This window comes from Caballeronia udeis (assembly GCF_001544555.2).
Classification (GTDB): domain Bacteria; phylum Pseudomonadota; class Gammaproteobacteria; order Burkholderiales; family Burkholderiaceae; genus Caballeronia; species Caballeronia udeis.
Map to the genome: position 1 here is coordinate 20,705 of NZ_FCOK02000037.1, position 21,833 is coordinate 42,537.

The window sequence follows — 21,833 nt, forward strand, 5'->3', positions numbered from 1 at the left end:
GTTATTGGCCTTGGCTGGTAGCCGCAGTGCGAATCAAAGGCATCGAGCCCGGCATGACGGGCTGTTGGGAGAATTGCTGATGCGCTTCGAGATACTGGTCCAGGCTGGCGTCGCGAATGATATTCGCTTCGACAACCGGCGAGCGCGTGCTGGCGGCAGGCATGGAAGCCATGGCCACGCGCTGCACATGATCCGACGAGAGGCTCGAGACCTGCACGCCGTTGCGAGAGTCCACGCCCTGCAATTGCGGCACGACGATCCACGTCAGCGTGGCGGCAGCAGCCGCAACGGCAAACGCCGGCACCACGCGGCGGCGGAACAGGCGCGAACGCAGGCGCTCGGCTGAAACCGCCGGAATGGCCGCAGGCGCAAATACGTGCGCTTCAGCCTCAAAACGCGCCGAGAACGCGTTCATGAACGCGCTGCTGGCCACAGGACTGGCCGCGAGATCGTCGGAACGCAGGGCGTCGCCGATCAAGTGGTAATCCGACCACGCGGCACGATCCTTCTGCGTAAACCCGGAAAGAAACTGACTGATGTCGCCCGAACCGTCGAACGATTCACCGTCGACAAAAGCGGACAGACGCTCGCTTCGCGAGCTAGCTTGCGATTGCACCGAAACCGACCCCATGATGCTCCCCATCTTGACTGCACCCCATAGTGACACTACCTGACTCAGATACCGCGTCCCTGCCCCGCGCACCCTCGCTGTTACCAGCGCTTGCCTTCGGGAGTGTCCAGCAATGGACGCAATTTTGCCGCAATGGCTTCGCGAGCACGAAAAATTCTTGATCTGACGGTTCCAATAGGGCAACCCATCATTTCGGCTATTTCCTCGTAGCTCAGACCTTCAATCTCACGAAGAGTAATGGCGGTGCGCAGCTCTTCCGGTAAAACCGCCATCGCAGCATTGACCGTCTGTGCGATCTGCTTGCTCATCAACATCGACTCAGGCGTGTTGATATCCCTTAGTTGGTCTGCATCGGAGAAAGTTTCCGCTTCTTCTGCATCAGCTTCGGTAGAAGTTGGAGCACGCCGGCTCTGAGTGGCAAGGTAATTCTTCGCGGTGTTCACCGCAATCCGGTAAAGCCAAGTATAAAACGCCGATTCTCCGCGAAATTGCGGCAACGCGCGATAAGCCTTGATAAAGGCATCCTGCGCGACGTCCTCGACCTCGGCGGGATCCCGCACGAGACGCGAGATAAGCCGGATGATTTTGCGCTGATATTTGGCGACCAGTAGCTCGAACGCTGCTTTGTCGCCTTTTTGCACGCGTTCGACCAGTACCTGATCGATTTCTTTTTCGCTCACCTGGGAAATCCGTTAACTTTGGGGGTGCTACGCGGAGGGCTATTGTAGCGTTACGCCGCCGGAACACGCGGGATGCTGACCGGCGGTTACACGGGTTACAGATGTTCCTGGGCGCAGCGCCGGGCGCGCACGGCCAGTTCGCGGAACGCGGAGGCATTGGCGAGCGCGTCCGCGGCCACCAGAAAGGGTACCGGGCGGCCTTTCGCCGGCACCAGGATGAGGGCAAGCAAGCGATCGCTCCACTGGGCGCAACCTGCAATACGCCGGTATTGCGCGTTCCCCGCGCGATCCCATGTGGTCACCCCGTCTTGTCCGATCTCGAACGCAACGGGCCGGCGACGCTCTCCGCCCCAGGCTGAAGCGGCCAGCGCCGCGGTCACGGTCAAAGCCGCCACGCATGCGCTGAACGGCCCGGTGTAAGCTGCCGCGCACTGGAATACCGACCCGGCCGCTACCGCCACGAATGCTGCGGTAGCGCCCCACAGCAAGGGTGAGGGGCGGATTGCGTGCCGGCGCGGGAAATCAGCGGACGGCTCCACCGATATTTGCGGCGACAGAACTTGAGCGCTTGTCATTCGCCCGCACCCGCAACCATCAGGCGCGCGCCGCTCAATGCCGCTTGAAAACGAGCGTGCCGTTCGTGCCGCCAAAACCGAACGAGTTCTTCAGCGCCACGTCGATCTTCATGTCCCGCGCTTCGTTTGCGCAGTAGTCCAGGTCGCATTCCGGGTCCTGGTTGAAGATGTTGATGGTGGGCGGGGAGATCTGGTGGTGCAGCGCCAGCACCGTGAAGACCGACTCCAGTCCGCCGGCGCCGCCGAGCAGGTGGCCCGTCATCGACTTGGTGGAATTCACCACGATTTTCTTCGCGTGGTCGCCGAAGGTGTTCTTGATGCCGATGGTCTCGGCCAGATCACCCAGCGGCGTGGACGTGCCGTGAGCGTTCAGGTAGTGCACTTCGTCCGCATTCACCGACGCGTTTTTCAACGCATTGCGCATGCTGCGGCGTGCGCCGTCGCCGTCTTCCGGCGGGGCGGTCATGTGATAGGCGTCGCCGCTCATGCCGTAGCCGCTGACTTCGGCGTAGATCTTCGCGCCACGCGCTTTCGCATGCTCATACTCTTCGAGCACCATCACGCCGGCGCCTTCGCCCAGCACAAAACCGTCGCGATCCTTGTCCCACGGACGGCTGGCGGTGGCCGGGTCGTCGTTGCGCTGGGACAACGCGCGCGCAGCCGCGAAGCCGCCGATACCCAAAGGCGACACGGTCGCCTCGGAGCCGCCGCAGATCATCACATCGGCGTCGCCGTATTCAATCAACCGCGAGCCTTCGCCGATGCAATGCAGCCCGGTCGTACACGCGGTCACGATGGCGAGGTTCGGCCCTTTCAAACCGAAGCGGATGGAGAGATGGCCGGAGATCATGTTGATGATCGACGCCGGCACGAAGAACGGCGAAATCCGGCGCGGGCCGCGATTCAGCAATTCCGTTTGCGTGACTTCGATCATCGGCAAACCGCCGATTCCCGAGCCAACCACCACACCCACGCGTTCCGAGTTTTCTTCGGTAATTTCCAGCCCGCTGTCCTGCATGGCTTGCACACCGGCGGCAATGCCGTAATGGATAAAGGTATCCATGTGGCGCGCTTCCTTGGCCGGCATATAGTCTTCGACATTGAAGCCTTTGACTTCACCGGCAAAGCGCGTGGAGAAGTTCGTGGCATCGAACTTCGTGATCTCGGCAATGCCCGACTTGCCAGCGACCAGATTGGCCCAGCCGTCGGCAACGGTATTGCCGACAGGCGAAATCAGCCCAAGGCCTGTAACAACAACACGACGACGGCTCACGGTAACCCCTTATCCATAAATGACAAAAAGCAAAAGCCACAAGATTCACAGGAAATTGCCCTGTGAGCCCTGTGGCTGTTAAATCGGTTCGAATCGCGACAGAGCGTCAACCCCGAAAGTGTAGAAGCAGCTTGGCGCGCGGGCCTTAGGCCTTGACGTTGGCGCGAGCGTAGTCGATCGCCTGCTGAACCGTCGTGATCTTCTCGGCTTCTTCGTCAGGGATTTCCATGCCGAATTCGTCTTCGAGAGCCATCACGAGTTCGACGGTGTCGAGCGAGTCAGCGCCCAGATCGTTGACGAACGAAGCTTCGTTCTTGATTTCGGCTTCGGCGACGCCCAGTTGTTCGGCGACGATCTTCTTCACGCGCTGTTCGATATTGTCCATGCAGCCCTCCGAGGGAAATGTAGTTCAAAAACACGAGTGCGCGCATTTTATCAGGTTTGTACCCGTAAATACCCACGCACGGAATCAGCTTTGTTTCGCGCGTGACATGCCTTTGATGCCCGTCACGCCCGTTCCAGCGCCCTTTCCCGCTTACCACTTCTGACAGCAAATCTTGCGCCTTGCGCACCGCGCTTTAAATCAGCACTTTGCGCACCCCGCGCCCCAAGGCGCGGATATTAACGAAATGCCTGTCACATGTACATGCCGCCGTTCACATGGAGCGTAGTGCCCGTTATGTAGCCGGCGTGCGGCGAAGCAAGGAAAGCCACAGCATGCGCGATATCTTCCGGACTGCCCAGTCGGCCGAGTGGTATCTGTGCTGTGAGCGCCGCGCGCTGCGCTTCCGGCAGGACCTTGGTCATGTCGGTATCGATAAAACCCGGCGCAATGCAGTTCACCGTGATCCCGCGGCTACCGATTTCACGCGCCAGCGCCCGCGTCATGCCTGCCACGCCCGCCTTCGCGGCCGCGTAATTAGCCTGTCCCGGGTTGCCCGACGACGCCACCACCGAGGTGATGTTGATGATCCGGCCGCCGCGCGCTTTCATCATCGGGCGCAGCACGGCGCGCGAAAGACGAAAAACGGCGCGCAGGTTGGTGTCGATGACGGCGTCGAATTCGTCGTCCTTCATGCGCATCGCCAACTGATCTTTCGTGATCCCGGCGTTGTTCACCAGCACGTTGAGGCCGCCGAACTCCTTGACCACGCCGTCGATAAACGCTTCGCTCGCGGCCGCGTCGGTGACGTTCAGGACGGCGCCACGGCTTTGTCCGCCAAACTCTTTCAACGCTTCGGTAATGCCCTCTGCGCCGCTTTCGCTGGTCGCCGTACCAATTACGGTCGCGCCCTGACGCGCGAGTTCGACCGCGATCGACCGGCCGATCCCTCGCGACGCACCCGTCACGACCACTATTTGCTTGTCCAGAATCATCTTTTGTTTATTCCTTGTCTGTCGCTTAACTGCTTTGACCTGCCTGGCTGACGAATTCAGCCGGCGAGCAGTTTGCGGGTTTCTTCGAGCGAAGCCGGATCGAAGATCGACGCGCCGATCAGCGTACCGTCGATGCGCTTCGTCAACCCGTTCAACACCTTGCCCGGACCGCATTCGATCACGTGCGTGATCCCTTCGTGCGCCATCTTCTGCACGGTTTCGACCCAGCGCACGGGACCGGCGGCCTGACGCACAAGCGCGTCCTTGATGGCGGCCGGTTCAGCGACGCTCGCGACATCGATGTTATTGATCAGCGGAATCTGCGGCACTCCAATATCGACGCTAGCCAGGTACTCGCGCAACTGGTCCGACGCCGGCTTGAGCAGCGACGAATGGAATGGCGCGGATACCGGCAGCGGCAATGCGCGTTTCGCGCCCTTGGCCTTGGCGATTTCGCAGGCTTTTTCAACGCCCGCTTTCGCACCGGCGATCACCACTTGGGACGGCGCATTGAAGTTCACCGCTTCCACAATCCCCGCCGCCGATGCTTCGGCGCAAACGGCACGCACGGCGTCGTCATCGAGACCGAGGATGGCGGCCATTCCACCCTCGCCCACGGGTACGGCGCTCTGCATGGCCTGCGCGCGAAAGCGCACAAGCGGCACCGCAGCCGAAAACGGGAGCGCTCCAGCGACAACCAGCGCCGTGTATTCGCCCAAGCTATGACCCGCGACAATCGCCGGTTTCAGCCCGGTTTCCTGTTCCCACACACGATAAATCGCATAGGCGGCCGTCAGCATCACGGGTTGCGTGTTCGCGGTCAGACCCAGCTCTTCAACCGGACCTTCAGCGATCAGCTTGCCCAGATCCTGGCCGAGTGCATCGGAGGCCTGCTGCACGGTATCGCGCACCACGGCGTGGTCGGCAAATGCATTGAGCATGCCGACCGACTGGGATCCTTGTCCCGGAAAAACGAACGCGAATTTCATGAGGTTCTTACTCGATTGAATTGTCGAATGACTGGCGTGGCGTGATGACGCAGCTGAATCGGCTAATACCCGCTTAATAGCGGATAACCGACGCGCCCCACGTGAAGCCGCCGCCCACCCCTTCGATCAGCACATGCTGGCCGCGCTTGATGCGGCCGTCGCGCACGGCGACGTCGAATGCGAGAGGAATGGATGCTGCCGACGTATTGCCATGCTCGCCAACGGTCACGACCATGCGCTCCAGCGGCAAATGCAACTTGCGCGCGGTGCTCTCCATGATGCGGATATTGGCCTGATGCGGAATGAGCCAGTCGATGTCGCCAGCGGTCAGTTGCGCTTTCTCGAGCGCCTCGACAGCCACTTTTTCCAGCACCTTGACCGCCAGCTTGAACACGGCCTGGCCATCCATGTGGAGGAACGCGCTGCCTTCGATCACGCCCTTGTTCACGTTGCCCGGCGTGCACAGGATGTTCGCGTGGCTGCCGTCGGCGTGAAGCGCGCTCGACAGTACGCCGGGTTCATCGGAGGCCTGCAGGATCACGGCGCCCGCACCGTCGCCGAACAGCACGCAAGTGGTGCGGTCGTTGAAATCGAGAATGCGCGAGAAGGTTTCAGCGCCAACGACCAGAGCCGTGCGATTGGCGCCGCCGCGGATAAGGCTGTCTGCCATTGCAACCGCGTAAGCAAATCCCGAGCAGACAGCCTGGATGTCGAACGCTGCGCCGCCGTTCTTGATGCCGAGCTTGTTCTGCAACAGGCAAGCAGTGCTGGGAAAAACGAAGTCAGGCGTGGACGTGGCGACAATGATCAGATCGATCGATTGCGGATCAATGCCCGCAGCCTCGATCGCATGACGCGACGCCTGCAAGGCAAGGTCGCTGGTCGTTTGGTCGGGTGCGGCGAAGTGGCGTGCATGGATACCGGTGCGGGCGACGATCCACTCATCGCTCGTTTCAACACCTTGTTTTGCGAGACGCTCGGCCAGTTCCTGGTTCGAGACACGGTCCGCCGGCAGGTAACTGCCCGTTCCGATCACGCGGGAATAGAGATTCGATTGAGCCATTATGCCTTCGAGGATAGCGCGGCGCCCGGTTCGCCCGGCTGCACGAGCGGGCGGTCAACGACCGTATTATCGCCTGGGGCGACGGGGTCGGCCGCGGGGTCGGTCTGATTCGGAACCGTGGCGCCAGCAGTGTCAGCGGAAGCGCCGAGCGCCGCTTGTTGCACGGGAGCAGCGTTTTCTTCCATGGCGCGCACGAGGCGTTCAAGCACGCCATTTTTGACCGCATCATACCCGCGTTTGATAGCCCATTCAAACCCGTACGCTTGTGCCGACCCGTGGCTCTTGATGACCAGCCCGCGCAAGCCGAGCAGCGCAGCGCCGTTGTACTGAGCGGGGTCGACCCGGCGTTTGAAGCGTTTGAGAACGGGCAATGCGACGATTGCCATCAGCTTGGTGAGGAGTGACCGGCTGAATTCCTCGCGAATCATGTCGGTCAGCATCTGCGCCAGACCTTCCGAAGTCTTCAGCGCCACGTTGCCGACAAAACCATCGCATACGACCACGTCGGTCGTGCCTTTATAGATGTCGTTGCCTTCCACGTTGCCGTAGAAATTGAGCGTGCTTGCGCGCAGCAATTCGCCGGCGCGTTTGATGATGTCGTTGCCCTTGATGACTTCTTCGCCAATGTTGAGCAGACCGATGGTCGGCCGCTCCTTGTCCCCGATGGCGGCGACGAGCGCGTGGCCCATTTCGGCGAATTGCAGCAAGTGTTGCGGCTCGCAGTCCACGTTCGCGCCCAGGTCGAGCACGGTGGTGAAGCCCTTCTGGCTTGGCATCGCGAATGCGATAGCCGGGCGCTCGATGCCCGGCAGCGTCTTGAGCACGTAGCGGGACACGGCCATCAGTGCGCCGGTGTTGCCTGCCGAGATGCACGTCTGTGCCTGGCCGTCCTTGACGAGGTTGAGCGCCACCCGCATGGACGAATCTTTTTTCCGGCGCAGCGCGACCTCTACCGGATCGTCCATCTCGACCACTTCGGTGGCCGGAACGACCGTCAGCCGGGTTTCGCCGGTGGCTTTGCACTTCTTCAGTTGCGCGCGGATGGCCGGCTCGATGCCGACGAGCAACAGATGCGCATCAGGATGCGAACGCACAAAACTGACCGCGGCGGGAACGGTCACGGCCGGGCCGTGGTCGCCTCCCATGCAGTCGATAGTGATCTTTACGGTCATGGAGTGCGACGAATTTCAGGCACAAAAAAGCGGCAGTGAAATGCCGCCTTCTTGTCGTACCGGGAAGATGTCAAGCGCGAGCAACCGCGACTCAGACCACGAGTCAAGACGGTGACGCTAGACGCAACAAGCGCCGTACGCTTAGTCGTTCTTCGTCTTGATGACTTTCTTGCCACGATAGTAGCCGTTCGGGCTCACGTGGTGACGCAGATGCACTTCACCCGTGCTCGGCTCAACTGCCAGCGGCGCTGCGGTGAGGAAATCGTGCGAACGATGCATGCCGCGCTTGGACGGCGATTTCTTGTTTTGCTGAACTGCCATGATGACTCCAGAAAAATTTTGCGAATTCTAACACAGCTCGACACGCCGGAGACCCTGACCTGAGGCCAGTGAGTCTTTCCGGACGCGTCGCGCCGCCTGATGATTCGACACCCGGCCTGATGCCGGACGTCAATACTCTTTAATGCGAGCGTTTAATGCACACTCAGTGCGTGCGCTTCACTGCCCGCTTAATGCTGCTTAATGCTTATTGTCGTCGGAACCGCCCTGCTTGAGCTTACCGAGCGCGGCGAACGGATTGGGTCTGCCTGTGCCGCCATCCTGCTGCGTGCCTGCATCGCCATTCAGACCACCATCGTCCAGCTCGCCCTCGGCGCCGTCGAGACCCGTTACCAGGCTCTCGTGCACTTCGGGACACACATCGTGCTTCGGCACGAGCGGCAAGGACAACAACAATTCCTCTTCGATCAAGTCGACGAGATCGAACTGGCGTGAGCCGACGATCACTTCCACTTCATCGTTGTCTAGCGGAAACTCGTCCGCTTCTTCTTCCGTCGTGACAATGCGATACGTTGCATCGACATCCAGGTGCTGCGAATACGGCGAAAGACAACGCTGGCATTCGATCCAGACCGATCCGTGCACAGCGAGCCGCAAATAAGGCTGCGGCGCTTCAGTGCCGTCGTCCTGCAACTCGGGCTGCATGGAGCCTTCGGCCTGCCATGAAAACACCGTGTCACGGTCCGGGGCATCGGCCGGCACTTCGTTCTGCATACGCGGCAATTGCGAGACTCGTACACCACCTGCTGCCTGCCGACGGCTTTGGGCGAATTCGAACAGGTCGAGTGCGCGCAAGTCGGCGGGACATGCAGGTTTGCCAGGATTCTGTGTCATGTGCGCTCCTGCAGTGGTCGTTGCCGTGACGGCTGGATAGCAAGTCCACGGAGGACGACCGGGGGTGAAACCGCAGTATGCACCGCACCGGACCCGTCCGGCTGGTGTGGTTTATCCCGATCTTTCGGTTCGGCCACTTCTCGAATCAAGCACCAGTCCGAGCCGCTATGTGGGCGAGCCGCTTTTCCGGCTCAAGCAGCCTTGGCTCAAGCAATCGCACCGGGTCTCCAGATCCGCCTTGCACACGCTGATGCCCGACATCTCGGTACACTTCCAGCCACCGCCTGCGCTTCGGCCCGACCGTGGCCCGACCATGTTTCTTCAGTTTCCGACCATGTTTCTTCAGTTTCTTCACCGGTCTCTAGCGGACAAAGGGCTCCACATACCGATGAAAAGCCCAAAATCATAGCGGCTTTGTCTTTTCGAGTCAAACACTTATGCTCCGGTGTGCGGCACCGCCGGTTCAGTCCGGACCCAGCCCGGTTCCAGTCCTTCACCCCATTTGTTGATAGCCAATCCCTTTCATGCCCGACGCCTCAAATAAGCCGCGCCTCATCCTTGCCTCGAGTTCGCGTTACCGGCGGGAGTTGCTCGAACGCCTGCGCATTCCCTTCGATGTGATCACGCCCGATATCGACGAAACGCTGCTCGACGGCGAAACGCCGGAAGCCACGGCCGTCCGGCTGTCGATCGCCAAGGCGCGTGCGGCCGCGGCCCGCGTGACCCATGCTTCCGGTGCGCTCGTGATCGGCTCGGATCAGGTCGCCACCTGCGACGGCCGTCAGATCGGCAAGCCCGGCACGCATGACAATGCGCGCGCCCAGCTTCTGTCGATGCGCGGCAAAAGCGTCGAATTCCACAGCGCGCTGTGTCTCTTCGACAGCCGCACGGACGCGATCCAATCCGCCGATATTGTCACCCGCGTGCAGTTCCGCGACCTGACGGATCCGGAAATCGAAGCATATTTGCTCGCCGAAACGCCTTACGACGTGGCGGGCAGCGCGAAATCGGAGGGCTTGGGCATCACGCTTATCGATGCAATTCACTCCGACGATCCCACCGCGCTGGTCGGCTTGCCGCTGATTGCGTTGTCGCGGATGTTGCGCACGGCCGGGTTTCCGTTGGTGGAGGCAGCATGAGCGGCGTCCTGTATCTCATCCCGAACACGCTCGGCGACGGCGACAGCGCCGCGCTCGCCGACGTCCTGCCCGAACCCGTGCGTGCGCGTGCCGCGGCGCTGCAGTACTACATTGGCGAGAATGCTAAAACCACGCGCGCCTTCCTGAAGAAGGTCGGAACCGAGCGGCCGATCCAGGAAATCGAGATCCGCGAACTCAACGTCAACACACCGCCGGGAGAGGTCGAGAAGCTGCTCAAACCGATTCTGGAAGGCACTGACGCCGGTCTCGTCTCGGAAGCGGGATGTCCGGCAGTCGCAGATCCGGGCGCCCTGCTCGTGCGCCGCGCGCATGAGCGCGGCGTGAAAGTCGTGCCGTTCGTCGGTCCCAGTTCGATTTTGCTGGCGTTGATGGCGTCAGGCATGAACGGGCAAAGCTTTGCGTTCAACGGCTATCTTCCCGTCGATGCCACCGAGCGTGGCAAACGCCTGCGCGAGCTGGAAGCGTTGTCGCGCAAGGCGAACCAGACGCAGATCTTTATCGAGACGCCGTACAGGAATCGTGCGCTGCTGGACACGTTGCTCGCGACCTGCGCGCCGTCCACGCTGGTGTGCGTCGCGGTTGACCTGACATTACCGGCCGAGACGATCGTCACGCGAACGGTGGCGGACTGGAAAAAGAAGGCCGCGCCTGAACTGCATAAACGGCCGGCGATTTTCCTGTTGTTGGGGGCGTAAGGCGCTCAGCCAGCCCGTGGGCGCGAAAAAACCGCTCGCCTGAATACCCAAGGCGAGCGGTTTATCGTCTGATGAAAACGGCGAAGCTCACTTCAACTGCATCTTCCCGCCCATCATCAGCGCATGCATGGATGCATTGCCGACCGCTGCGCCAAACTTGCGCGCCACGCGCTCGCCAATGCTCTCTTTCTGCGTGTAATCGACAAGATCCGGCTGCTTGACGATCTCGCGCGCAACGTAATCGGCGTCGCCGAAACCATCGGCGAGACCCAGTTCCACGCTCTTCTGACCCGTCCAGAACATGCCCGAGAACACATCGGGCGTGTCTTTCAGCCGGTTGCCCCGGCCTTGTTTGACGGCATCGATGAATTGCTGGTGAATCTGGTCAAGCATCTCCTGTGCGTGAGCATCCATGGCCGGCGTCTCAGGCGAGAACGGATCGAACGCGCCCTTGTTCGCACCCGATGTATGCAGCCGGCGTTGCACCCCGAGCTTGTCCATCAGGCCCGTAAAGCCGAAACCGTCCATCAGCACGCCAATTGACCCGACAATGCTCGCCTTGTCGACGTAGATCTTGTCGGCGGCCGCCGCGGCGTAATAACCGCCCGACGCGCACATGTCGCCCACCACCACATACAGCGGCTTTGACGGATATTTCGCCCGCAAACGCGTGATCTCGCGATTGATGATGCCCGCCTGCACCGGACTGCCGCCCGGGCTGTTGCAGCGAAGGATCACCGCAGCCGTGCCGTCGTCTTCAAACGCGCTGTCGAGCGCCGCGTTCACGTTGTCCGCGCTTGCGTCGCCATTCGAGGAGATTTCGCCTTCCAGTTCAACCAGCGCCGTATGGCGCGCCGTTTTTGCGACTTTGTCGCTGGTGAAATCGAACGCGCTCCAGGCCGCGATCGCCAGGATCGCAAGGAACACGAAGCGGAAAAATATCCGCCAGCGGCGCGCGGCGCGCTGTTCGTTGATGGCCGCGAGCGCGATACGTTCGAGCGCGGCGCGCTCCCAGTTGTCGCCGGTGTCGCCGATGGATTTGGGACGCGCCTTATCCGCGGAATCGGTGGGAATTTGATCGGACATGCGTCGCCTGGTTGACTGATTGGAAATGAAAAGCGGGGATGTTTCAAGCCGCGAGAACGGTCAAGCCGGACGGATATCTTCGTCGGGAAGCCAGAAGACGGCACGGCCTTCGGGTGTGTCGCGATCTTCCGCCGCCACCCGCCGCAAACGCGCGCCACGACATGGACCACCAACGCATTTCCCCGTGTCCGGCTCGTAAATAGCGCCGTGAGTCGCGCACATCAAGTATAAGCCGGAGCTCTCGAAGAACTTGCCTTCGGACCAGTCCATCTCCATGGGCACGTGCGCGCAGCGGTTGAGATAGCCGAAGGGTTTGCCGTCGTAGCGGACGAAAAACACTGTAGCTTCACCGCCTTTGTCGACAGCGTTGTGACGAACGCCGTCGCCGCCGTCGACCAGCTCTTCCGACGCGCAGATTCGCACCGGCGCAAGCGGCCTCTCAAGCGGCGTTCCGGTCATGCATGCTCCCGCAGCCAGTCTCCCAGCGACGTGACGTTGTCGGCCACGAACAGCGGCTCCAGGGCTTGCAGCGACTTCGCCGGATGCGCACCGTACGTCACGCCGATCGCCGCCGCGCCGGCATTCTTCGCCATCTGCAAGTCGTGGGTGGTGTCGCCGATCATCACGGTGCGGCTCACGTCCTGCCCGAGTTCGCGCGTGAGTTCGTGCAGCATGGCCGGATGCGGCTTGGAGAACGTTTCGTCGGCACAGCGCGTGCCGTCGAAGAGGCTTGTCAGGCGCGACTGGTCCAGCGCCCGGTTCAGGCCCACGCGGCTTTTGCCTGTGGCGACCGCCAGCAGGTAGCCCTCGTCGCGCAGGTTCTGCAGCATGCCGCGCACGCCGTCGAAGAGCTCGGTTTGCTCGCCCTTGATCAAATAATGAAAGCGATACCGCTCGGCAAGCTTCGGGTAATCGACGGGATCGAGCGTGGGCGCGGCAATCTGCAACGCGTCGCGCAACCCCAGGCCGATCACGTAGCTTGCCGCTTCGTCGGCGGGAACGGGCAGGCTCAGGTCGCGGCACGCCGCCTGAATGCTGCGCGTAATGTGCGCCGTGGAATCCATCAAGGTGCCGTCCCAGTCGAAGACAATCAGGTCGAATTGCTGACGGGCCATTTATTGGGTCTCTCTAGAATTTTGTTTGAGTTGTTCGATGAAGCGCCGGCATTCGGCCGGCAGCGGCGCTTCGACCTGAAGCGTCTCGCCGGTCGCCGGATGCACGAGTTTCAGCCGGAACGCGTGCAGAAACATGCGTTTGAGCGACGGATTGGCGTCGGTGCGCACCAGATTCTTGTTTAGCGCAAAGTCGCCGTATTTGGTGTCACCGGCGATCGGCAGGCCGATATGCGCCATGTGCACACGAATCTGATGCGTACGACCGGTCTTCAATTCCGCCTCGACCCACGCGTACTCACTGAAACGCTCGATCAGGTTGAACACAGTATGCGACGCGAGGCCGTCGTCCTGGACCCGCACGCGGCGCTCGCCCTCGGGCGTGAGGTACTTGTGCAGCGGCTCCTTCACGATCCGCCTGCGGCCCCAGCCCGCCAGCCAGTCGCCGTGACCAACGGCCTGGTAGCGTTTATCGATCAGGTTCTCGCGCATCTGCTCATGCACGTTGATCAGCGCCGAGCGTTTTTTCGCGAGCATCAGCACGCCTGACGTCTCGCGATCCAGCCGATGCACCAATTCGAGGAATTTTGCCTGCGGGCGCGCGTTGCGCAATTGTTCGATGACGCCGAACGCCACGCCACTGCCGCCATGAACGGCGACACCGGCAGGTTTATCGATCACGATCAGATGATCGTCTTCAAATAGTATGGGGAATTCGGCTGCGGGCGCATTCGATGAAACCGGCGTTTCGTCCAGTTGCGCGGTACGAATAGGAGGGACGCGAACGAGATCGCCCATTTCCAGCCTGTAAGCGGCGTCGATACGGCCCTTGTTTACGCGCACTTCCCCGCTGCGCAAAATCCGGTAAATATGACTTTTCGGCACACCTTTACAGACGCGGAGTAAAAAATTGTCGATACGTTGACCTGCCGCATTTTCGTCGATCTCGATCATGGAGACCTGTTCGCTTGCGACCTTTTTATGGGATGTTTTGCCTAACTCATTCATTCTGAATATAATTTGCGGACAGTCTGGAAAAAGCCACTAAGCTGGCCGGATGTTGTCAGACTGTACAGGTGCAAGCGATAAACCGTTATTTTACTTGCGCCCAGGGCCAGTTGCTCACCCGGAAAACGGAGTAACAAGTTGCACGCACGACGATATCGCACGGCAGGGACGGTGCCCACAGGCGCGTTCGGTCGAGTCGATCGTCGACACGGTAACGGATTTTTGGCGATCAAGAATTTTATCGGCGAGAGACGATGAGGTCCGGACTTAAACCCGGCTTCTTCCGGATGTGACCCGGGTATCAGGCAGGTATCGAAAAGATATCGCGCGGGTATCAGGTTAGGGTGAACGGAACATCGTCGCTTGGCCGTTGCGAAGAAAACGGCCTCTGCTGCAAGCTGCGCTGAAACGGGCGAAGCGTGGCGGAGGACGCAACAAGACGAGACACCCAACGCGGTTATCGGGCGCTTTGAGCACCCGGCAAACCGCAACGGCAACCTGCTGCAGGTTTGGAAAACGTCGGTCGGTTTGCTTGACGCGCGGGTTATGCGCGAAGACCCTCCACCCGTTTGACACTGTGTCAGGGCGCATCCGGCTGCTGCTGGCTGCGCTGCCGGCTCTTCAAGCAGTTTGAAGGACGTCGAGCCGCAGTGCTGTGTCGCTTAAGCCGCCAGCCGTTGCTTTACGGTGTGTCGAAGTCTGTTCGCATGTGCCCCAAGGCTTGCTGCCCGTCGCGACGCGTTTCGTCGCTGGCCGGCGGCCAGGCCCGTCCCAGGCAATTCTCCCCGCCAGAACTCCTGCGCAAGCGTGCTTTGTGACAACACACACAAAAAAGCGCGGCGCGCCCGCCCTCCTGCTTCACGCGACTGACAACCGCGCGAATTCGCTCGATGGGGGCCGGTAGAGCCGCTCTGGAGCCGTCCAATGAAACGCATGCTGTTTAACGCGACGCAGCAAGAAGAATTGCGCGTCGCCATCGTCGATGGGCAAAAACTCATCGATATCGACATCGAAACCGCCGGGCGCGAACAGCGCAAAGGCAATATCTACAAGGGAGTTGTTACCCGCATCGAGCCCTCGCTCGAAGCATGCTTCGTGAACTACGGCGAAGACCGCCACGGTTTCCTGCCGTTCAAGGAAGTCGCCCGCCAGTATTTCAAGGACGGCGTCGACATGCGCTCCGCGCGCATCCAGGACGCGCTGCGCGAAGGCCAGGAACTGATCGTTCAGGTCGAAAAGGAAGAGCGCGGCAACAAGGGCGCAGCCCTGACCACGTTTATCTCGCTCGCCGGACGTTACCTCGTCCTGATGCCGAATAACCCGCGTGGCGGTGGTGTATCGCGCCGGATCGAAGGCGACGAGCGCCAGGAATTGCGCGAAACGATGGCCCAGCTCGATTTGCCGGAAGGCATGAGCATCATCGCGCGTACGGCAGGGATTGGCCGCTCGGCTGAAGAACTGCAGTGGGACCTGAATTACCTGATGCAATTGTGGCGCGCGGTGGAAGCGGCGTCGCAAAGCGGCGTGGCCGGCAAGCCGATGCTGATTTATCTCGAATCCAGCCTCGTGATCCGCGCAATCCGCGATTACTTCCAGCCGGATATCGGCGAAATTCTCATCGATACCACCGAAATCCATGACCAGGCCAGCGCCTTCATGGACATCGTGATGCCGGATAACTTGAGCAAAGTTAAGCGCTATCACGACGACGTTCCCCTCTTCTCCCGTTTCCAGATCGAACACCAGATTGAAACCGCGTATTCGCGCACGGTGCCGTTGCCCTCGGGCGGCGCGATCGTGATCGACCACACGGAAGCGCTGGTGGCTATCGACGTGAACTCGGCCCGCTCGACGAAGGGCGCGGATATCGAGGAAACAGCGACCCGCACGAACCTCGAAGCCGCCGACGAAGTCGCGCGCCAGCTGCGCCTGCGCGACCTGGGCGGTTTGATCGTGATCGACTTCATCGACATGGAGTCGGCCAAGAGCCAGCGCGAAGTCGAGCAGCGCCTGAAAGACGCGCTCAAGCACGACCGCGCGCGTGTACAAATGGGCAAGATTTCGCGCTTCGGTTTGATGGAACTGTCGCGTCAGCGCCTGCGTCCGGCCCTCTCCGAAGGCAGCCATGTGACGTGCCCGCGTTGTAACGGCACAGGCCACATTCGCGATACCGAATCGTCCGCGCTGCAAGTGCTGCGGATCATTCAGGAAGAAGCGATGAAGGAAAACACCGCGGCAATTCATTGCCAGGTGCCGGTGGAAGTCACCGCCTTCCTGCTGAACGAAAAGCGTTCGGAAATCAACAAGATCGAGTCGCGTTTCAAGGTCAACGTCGTGTTGATCCCGAACAAGCATCTCGAAACGCCGCATTACAAGCTGGAACGCCTGCGTCACGACGACACGCGTCTGGACGAGCCGCGTGCATCCTGGAAGATGGCCGAAGAAGCGGCGCACGAACTGGAATCCGAAACGGGTTACAGCAAGCGCACCGAAGAAATCAAGCCGAAGCAGGAAGCGATGGTCAAGGGCATCACGCCGACATCGCCCGCGCCGAGCGCGCCGGTGAAGGTGGCCACTCCGGTTGCAGCGCCTGCGCCGGTGGTGGCGGCGTCGACGGGTGGGTTTATCGGCTGGCTGAAGAATCTGTTTGGCGTGCAGCCCGAAGTGAAACCGGCTCCTGCGCCCGTCGCAGCGCCCGCACCGGTACGTCCGGCACGTGGCGAACGGCCGGAGCGTTCGGGCCAGGGTGGTGACCGGAACCGGAATCGTCGTGGCGGTGCAGCTTCGCGCGATAGCGCTGCTGCCGCTAACGGCGCTACGCCAAGCGCACCGGGCACGGCAGGTGGTCGTCAAAACCCGCGCCGCGAGGAACGGGAACCGAAGGAAACGCGTGAACCGCGCGAAGCACGTGAAACCCGCGAGCCGCGGGAACCGCGTGAGCCGCGTGGTGGTCGTGAAGGCCGTGAGCCGCGTGAAGCACGCGAAGGTCGCGAACCGCGTGAGGCACGCGAAGGCCGTGAACCCCGCGAGCCGCGTGAAGTGCGCGAGCCACGCGAACCGCGCGAGAACCGTGGTGAGCGCACGCCGGAACGCGCTGAAGCCGCCGATCGCGGTGAACGCCGTGAACGTGGGGAACGTCCGGAACGGGGCGAACGCCGCAAGCCACAGCCGGAAGCCGCCGTCGAAGCGTTGACGCAAGGCGAAACGGTGGTGTCGGAGTTCACGGAAAGCACCCTGTCAGGCGGGGAATCGCAGCAGAACGGCAGCGCTGACGCGTTGCAGGCCGATCAGGCCAGCGCAGCGCGTGAAGGCGAAGAGCGTCGTCGTCGCCGTCGCGGTCGTCGTGGTGGACGCCGTGATCGTGAAGAAGAAGGCGTGACGGCCAATCAGGCCGCCGATACCGCTGAAAACGAAGGCAATGCTGACAGCGAACGGGCTCAAGCCGGTGTGTTCGACACGGATTCGTCGAATGAAACTGATGACAGCCGTGATTTCGCACCCGTTGCGGCCAAGCCGGTCGAGACGGCGCCGGCAGTGCAGGCACCCGAGTACGCACACGCAGTCACGGTCGAGCCGGTTTCAGCCGCCGCGATCAGTGTGACGGAGTTGCCTGAACCGGTTCGTGTCGCGCAAGTTGCGCCGGTGGAAGCAGCGCCGGTGGAAGCGAGACACGCCGAGGCCGAAGGTTTTGTCGTGTCGCATGCAGCACAGGAAGTTCATGCCGCTCAGGAAACCAGCGCAACGGTTGCTGAAGCTGAAGCACCTGCAGCGGACATCTTCGAGAAGCCAGTCTCACGACCGATCGAAAACCCGTTCGGACCGGCGCCGACGGTAGCGGAAGAAAAGGTCGAAAGTCCTTTCGCCGATACCCCGAAGGCAGCAGAACCTGAGCCCGTCATTGCTCACGCTCAGCCGGAAGTGCACGTCGCTGAACCGGTCGAAACGGCGCCGGTCGCCGCGACGCAGGCATCGGAGACGGTTGCGTCGATCACAACATCACCCGCGCCTGTCGTGGTGGAGGTGTCTACGCCGGTCGAACCCGAGCCGGCGAAGACGTTTGAACCGGTGGAAACCGTGGCTCCCGCAGCACCCGCTCCCGTAGCGGTTGCTCCGTCCGCCCCAGTTGCTCCGGCAGCTCCGGTTGCTCCGCTCGCTGTGGTCACCCTGAAGGAAGAAGTGCTCAAGCCGATGCTGGATACGGCAGGCCTCGTTTGGGTGAACACCGACGCCGACAAGCTCCGCGCAGCCCGCGAAGCTGCCGCGCAGGCGGAAGCACCGAAGCGTGTGGTACGCGAACGCAAGCGCCTGCCGCCGCTCGACACCGCGCCGATGCAGCAAGTCGAAACGGGTAAAGACGCACACTAAATACGTCTGATGTTTCGGAAAGCGCCACGTGACTCCGGTCCGTGGCGCTTTTTTTATTGTGCCGTAGAGAAATGACCGGGAAAACAGCGCAGCAGGCCGCCTTAAATCCGCCCTTCCGCTAAAATGAGTCGTTAGACCTTCATAGCAGCCGCCCCACCGCCGCTGCGCGAGAAATAAAACGATCATGTCCCGGCGCATCATTCCCGTCACCGATGTCAGCGCGATCCCGGATTTTGCCGGCATCGCAAGGACACCGCACGGACTGCTCACGGACCGGCTGTCGCGTGAGCTGCGCGATCTGCGCATATCGGTGACCGATCGTTGCAATTTCCGCTGCGTGTACTGCATGCCGCGCGAAGTCTTCGATAAAAACTACGAATTCCTGCCTCACAGCGCCCTGCTGTCGTTCGAGGAAATCGAGCGGCTGGCGCGGCTGTTCGTCGACCACGGCGTTGAGAAAATCCGGCTGACCGGCGGCGAACCGCTGCTGCGCAAGAACATCGAATTCCTGATCGAGCGGCTGGCGCTGCTGCGCACGCCGGAAGGTCGCCCGCTCGACATCACGCTCACCACCAACGGGTCCATCCTCGCCCGCAAGGCGCGCTCGCTGAAAGACGCGGGGTTGTCGCGGGTGACGGTGAGTCTGGATGCACTCGACGACGCGTTATTTCGCCGCATGAACGACGCGGATTTCGCCGTCGCCGACGTGCTCGAAGGCATCGAGGCCGCGCACGCCGCCGGCCTGGCGCCACTGAAAGTCAACATGGTGGTCAAGCGCGGGACGAACGACGCCGAAATCGTGCCAATGGCGCGCCATTTCAAAGGCAGCGGCACGGTGCTGCGCTTTATCGAATATATGGACGTGGGTGCTTCGAACGGCTGGAACATGAGCGAAGTGCTGCCGTCGGCTGACGTGGTCGCCCGGATTGCCGAGCATTTTCCGCTACGGCCGCTGGAAGCCCACAACGACGCCGAGACCGCACAGCGCTGGGGTTATGAGGATGGCAGCGGCGAGATCGGTGTCATTTCAAGCGTGACGCGCGCGTTCTGCAGCTCCTGCACGCGCGCGCGCCTTTCTACCGAAGGCAAGTTGTACTTGTGCCTGTTCGCCACGTCGGGCCACGACTTGCGCGCGCTCATCCGTAGCGGTGCGAGCGACGCCACGATTGCCACGGCTATCGCCGGGATCTGGGAAGCGCGCACCGACCGCTACTCGCAACTTCGCGGCAGCAACGCGTTGCCCGCCACTGACCCGGACGCGCCGCGCGTCGAAATGTCTTATATCGGTGGCTGACATGGCCGAGGTGACTCGCCCGGGCGGCAGTCGTTTTCCGAAGCTCGACATTACCGGCGTAGTGCTGGCGGGTGGGCGCGGATCGCGCATGGGCGGTATCGATAAAGGCCTGCAGCCGCTCAACCTCGAACCGCTCGCGCTCCATGCGCTGCGGGCGCTCAAGCCGCAATGCGGCGCGATGCTGATCAGCGCAAATCGCAGCCTCGAGATCTACGCGCAGCTTGGCATGCCGTTCCAGGCAAAGGTCATTGTCGACGCGTTTCCCGATTTTCCGGGCCCGCTTGCAGGAATATCGGCTGCGTTGCGCGCGGCGCAAACTGAATTCGTGCTGTTCGTGCCCTGCGACGCGCCATTCGTCGATCCTCATCTGGCCGAACGGTTATTCGAGGGCTTGAGCGCAGGACAAGCGGATATCGCGACGGCAGCAGTGGTCAATGCCGCCGGCGAGCGCCACGTGCATCCGGTTTTCGCGTTGCTGCGCGCGTCGCTGGCGGACGATCTCGACACGTTCATCCGTGCCGGCGAGCGTAAGGTACGCGCGTGGTACGCGCGCCACAAGGCGGTAGAAGTGATCTTCGCCAACGAGCGTGCGTTTTACAATGTCAACGATTTGCAGCAGCTAGCCGATCTCGAACGCGACTGAGCACAGGTTCGTTTCGTTCCATGCTCAGGTTTGCGGTGAGCCCTCGGCTTGGTCAGTGCCGCGCTATGCAGCGGCTGCGCCAGCATCCTGGACACGCCTGCCTTTTTCACCGGTCCGCCCGCGGGCTTTGCGTCGCGACTCCGCTCCGATCCACCCATCAATGAACACACCCAGGCACTTTTCGAGCTGCGTCGCCGAGTACGATCCGAACGCGCTGCCTGTCAGCGCGGCGCAGGAGATCGTGCGTCAGTGGGCGTTGCCGCGCGGTCGCGCCGAGGTGGAACGCGTGCGCCTGTTCGACGCACTTGATCGCGTGCTGGCTGAAGATGTCATTTCACCGATCAACGTCCCCTCTCACGACAACTCCGCGATGGACGGTTATGCGTTCGACGGCGCGGTGTTGTCGAATGGAGCGGATGGAGCCGATGGATCGGGCCTGCCAGACGATGCGCCGCTTCGCTTGACGCTTGCGGGTACCGCGCTCGCCGGACAGCCATTCGAAGGCCGTCCGCTCGCCACGCAATGCGTGCGCATCATGACCGGTGCGCTCATCCCGCCGGGGTGCGACACCGTCGTGCCGCAAGAACTCGTGCAGCGCACCGGAGATACGGTCACGTTCACCGCCGCGAACATCGTGCGCGGCGCGAACCGGCGGCTGGCGGGCGAAGACCTCGCGCAGGGCCAGGCGGCGCTACGCAAGGGCCGTATCGTGCGGGCGTCGGATCTTGGCTTGCTGGCGTCGCTGGGTATTGACAACGTAGCGGTGCAACGGCGCTTGCGGGTTGCGTTTTTTTCAACAGGCGACGAATTGCGTTCAGTTGGCGAAGCACTCGCGCCGGGTTGCATCTACGATAGCAACCGCTATACCCTTTTCGCGATGCTGCGCCGGATGAACGTGGAACCGGTGGATCTGGGCATCGTGCGTGACGATCGTGCATCGCTTGAACGAGCGTTGCGACAGGCCACGCAAGATGCCGATGTGGTGATCAGTTCGGGCGGTGTGTCGGTAGGCGACGCTGATTTCACGCGTGACCTGATGAACGCACTCGGCGACGTGGCGTTCTGGAAGATCGCGATGCGTCCCGGCAGGCCGCTCGCGTTTGGCCGCCTGTGGTCGGGCAAGCGTCCGGGGGAAGGCGAGTCGGCCTTGTTCTTTGGCTTGCCGGGCAATCCGGTCGCGGTGATGGCGACGTTTTATTTCATCGTGCGCGAGGCGCTGCTCGCCATGTCGGGTGCGACGCCGCATGCTGTGCCGTTGATATCGGCGAGAAGTACGCAGCCAATCAGCAAACGCGCCGGGCGCACGGAGTTTCAACGCGGCATTGCACACCGCGATACCGCGGGGCACTGGCATGTGGTGACAACCGGGCCGCAAGGCTCGGGGGTGCTGAGTTCAATGAGCGAAGCCAATTGCTTCATTGTCCTGAAGCACGACGCAGGAAATATCGATGCGGGAGACAGCGTGGATATCCTGCCATTCGACGGCCTGATCTAGTTTCAAAGGCTTCTCGACAACCTGCTTCAAGAACCTGAACCT

21 protein-coding genes are annotated in these 21,833 nt (G+C 61.6%); 6 read left to right on the top strand and 15 right to left on the bottom strand.

Going from position 1 to position 21,833, the window contains the following annotated elements:
- Nucleotide 1: 1 nt before the first annotated feature.
- The 11 genes from AWB69_RS24145 to AWB69_RS24195 all read right to left on the bottom strand — a co-directional run bounded on the left by AWB69_RS24145 (nucleotide 2) and on the right by AWB69_RS24195 (nucleotide 8,933).
- Complete coding sequence (locus AWB69_RS24145; RefSeq protein WP_062089403.1) at nucleotides 2-631, bottom strand: sigma-E factor negative regulatory protein; 630 nt, start codon at nucleotides 629-631, stop codon at nucleotides 2-4.
- Nucleotides 632-711: 80 nt separating this feature from the next.
- Nucleotides 712-1,311: an RNA polymerase sigma factor RpoE gene (gene rpoE, locus AWB69_RS24150; RefSeq protein ID WP_047844769.1), complete on the bottom strand. Its 600-nt coding sequence runs from the start codon at nucleotides 1,309-1,311 to the stop codon at nucleotides 712-714.
- Nucleotides 1,312-1,406: 95 nt separating this feature from the next.
- Entirely contained in the window at nucleotides 1,407-1,886 is a 480-nt protein-coding gene (locus tag AWB69_RS24155) for a hypothetical protein (RefSeq protein WP_062089349.1), read from the bottom strand.
- 34 nt (nucleotides 1,887-1,920) lie between these two features.
- A complete protein-coding gene (gene fabF, locus AWB69_RS24160; protein ID WP_062089350.1) occupies nucleotides 1,921-3,159 on the bottom strand; it encodes a beta-ketoacyl-ACP synthase II in 1,239 nt (412 codons plus the stop codon).
- 145 nt (nucleotides 3,160-3,304) lie between these two features.
- On the bottom strand, nucleotides 3,305-3,544 hold the full coding sequence (acpP, locus tag AWB69_RS24165) for an acyl carrier protein (protein ID WP_004197638.1): 240 nt from the start codon (nucleotides 3,542-3,544) through the stop codon (nucleotides 3,305-3,307).
- A gap of 251 nt (nucleotides 3,545-3,795) precedes the next feature.
- Nucleotides 3,796-4,536 (bottom strand): 3-oxoacyl-ACP reductase FabG, encoded by a 741-nt coding sequence (gene fabG / locus AWB69_RS24170; RefSeq protein WP_062089351.1) that lies wholly within the window; start codon nucleotides 4,534-4,536, stop codon nucleotides 3,796-3,798.
- Nucleotides 4,537-4,592: 56 nt separating this feature from the next.
- Nucleotides 4,593-5,525: an ACP S-malonyltransferase gene (fabD, locus tag AWB69_RS24175; RefSeq protein WP_062089352.1), complete on the bottom strand. Its 933-nt coding sequence runs from the start codon at nucleotides 5,523-5,525 to the stop codon at nucleotides 4,593-4,595.
- A gap of 73 nt (nucleotides 5,526-5,598) precedes the next feature.
- The gene (locus AWB69_RS24180; protein WP_062089353.1) at nucleotides 5,599-6,588 is read right to left on the bottom strand and encodes a beta-ketoacyl-ACP synthase III; all 990 of its coding nucleotides are present in this window, start codon (nucleotides 6,586-6,588) and stop codon (nucleotides 5,599-5,601) included.
- On the bottom strand, nucleotides 6,588-7,760 hold the full coding sequence (gene plsX, locus AWB69_RS24185; protein WP_062089354.1) for a phosphate acyltransferase PlsX: 1,173 nt from the start codon (nucleotides 7,758-7,760) through the stop codon (nucleotides 6,588-6,590). The genes AWB69_RS24180 and plsX overlap by 1 nt, the downstream gene beginning before the upstream one ends.
- Before the next feature lie 141 nt (nucleotides 7,761-7,901).
- Complete coding sequence (gene rpmF / locus AWB69_RS24190) at nucleotides 7,902-8,081, bottom strand: 50S ribosomal protein L32 (RefSeq protein ID WP_047844776.1); 180 nt, start codon at nucleotides 8,079-8,081, stop codon at nucleotides 7,902-7,904.
- Between the two features lie 198 nt (nucleotides 8,082-8,279).
- Nucleotides 8,280-8,933, bottom strand: a complete 654-nt coding sequence (locus tag AWB69_RS24195; RefSeq protein ID WP_062089355.1) for a DUF177 domain-containing protein — start codon at nucleotides 8,931-8,933, stop codon at nucleotides 8,280-8,282.
- Between the two features lie 524 nt (nucleotides 8,934-9,457).
- Here AWB69_RS24195 and AWB69_RS24200 point away from each other — a divergent pair.
- A complete protein-coding gene (locus AWB69_RS24200; RefSeq protein ID WP_062089356.1) occupies nucleotides 9,458-10,072 on the top strand; it encodes a Maf-like protein in 615 nt (204 codons plus the stop codon).
- Nucleotides 10,069-10,788 (top strand): SAM-dependent methyltransferase, encoded by a 720-nt coding sequence (locus tag AWB69_RS24205; RefSeq protein WP_062089357.1) that lies wholly within the window; start codon nucleotides 10,069-10,071, stop codon nucleotides 10,786-10,788. Before AWB69_RS24200 ends, AWB69_RS24205 begins: the two co-directional genes overlap by 4 nt.
- 87 nt (nucleotides 10,789-10,875) lie before the next feature.
- Here AWB69_RS24205 and AWB69_RS24210 read toward each other — a convergent pair whose 3' ends face one another.
- From AWB69_RS24210 to AWB69_RS24225, 4 genes are read right to left on the bottom strand one after another with little or no spacing between them, the layout of a single operon-like run.
- Complete coding sequence (locus AWB69_RS24210) at nucleotides 10,876-11,874, bottom strand: S49 family peptidase (protein ID WP_062089358.1); 999 nt, start codon at nucleotides 11,872-11,874, stop codon at nucleotides 10,876-10,878.
- 60 nt (nucleotides 11,875-11,934) lie between these two features.
- Nucleotides 11,935-12,333 carry a Rieske (2Fe-2S) protein gene (locus tag AWB69_RS24215; protein WP_062089359.1) on the bottom strand — a complete coding sequence of 133 codons (399 nt, stop codon included), beginning with the start codon at nucleotides 12,331-12,333 and terminating at the stop codon, nucleotides 11,935-11,937.
- The gene (locus AWB69_RS24220) at nucleotides 12,330-12,989 is read right to left on the bottom strand and encodes an HAD-IIIA family hydrolase (protein ID WP_062089360.1); all 660 of its coding nucleotides are present in this window, start codon (nucleotides 12,987-12,989) and stop codon (nucleotides 12,330-12,332) included. Before AWB69_RS24220 ends, AWB69_RS24215 begins: the two co-directional genes overlap by 4 nt.
- Nucleotides 12,990-13,994, bottom strand: coding sequence for an RluA family pseudouridine synthase (locus tag AWB69_RS24225; protein WP_062089361.1), 1,005 nt, complete (start codon nucleotides 13,992-13,994; stop codon nucleotides 12,990-12,992).
- A gap of 924 nt (nucleotides 13,995-14,918) precedes the next feature.
- Between AWB69_RS24225 and AWB69_RS24235 the strand changes: the two genes are divergently transcribed.
- From AWB69_RS24235 to moeA, 4 genes are all read left to right on the top strand, one after another.
- Nucleotides 14,919-18,359, top strand: a complete 3,441-nt coding sequence (locus AWB69_RS24235; protein ID WP_062089363.1) for an Rne/Rng family ribonuclease — start codon at nucleotides 14,919-14,921, stop codon at nucleotides 18,357-18,359.
- A 184-nt stretch (nucleotides 18,360-18,543) separates the two neighbouring features.
- Nucleotides 18,544-19,653 (top strand): GTP 3',8-cyclase MoaA, encoded by a 1,110-nt coding sequence (gene moaA, locus AWB69_RS24240; protein ID WP_062089364.1) that lies wholly within the window; start codon nucleotides 18,544-18,546, stop codon nucleotides 19,651-19,653.
- 1 nt (nucleotide 19,654) lies between these two features.
- Nucleotides 19,655-20,296 (top strand): molybdenum cofactor guanylyltransferase MobA, encoded by a 642-nt coding sequence (gene mobA / locus AWB69_RS24245; protein ID WP_062089365.1) that lies wholly within the window; start codon nucleotides 19,655-19,657, stop codon nucleotides 20,294-20,296.
- Nucleotides 20,297-20,456: 160 nt separating this feature from the next.
- Nucleotides 20,457-21,791 carry a molybdopterin molybdotransferase MoeA gene (gene moeA / locus AWB69_RS24250; RefSeq protein ID WP_062089366.1) on the top strand — a complete coding sequence of 445 codons (1,335 nt, stop codon included), beginning with the start codon at nucleotides 20,457-20,459 and terminating at the stop codon, nucleotides 21,789-21,791.
- Nucleotides 21,792-21,833 lie beyond the last annotated feature (42 nt).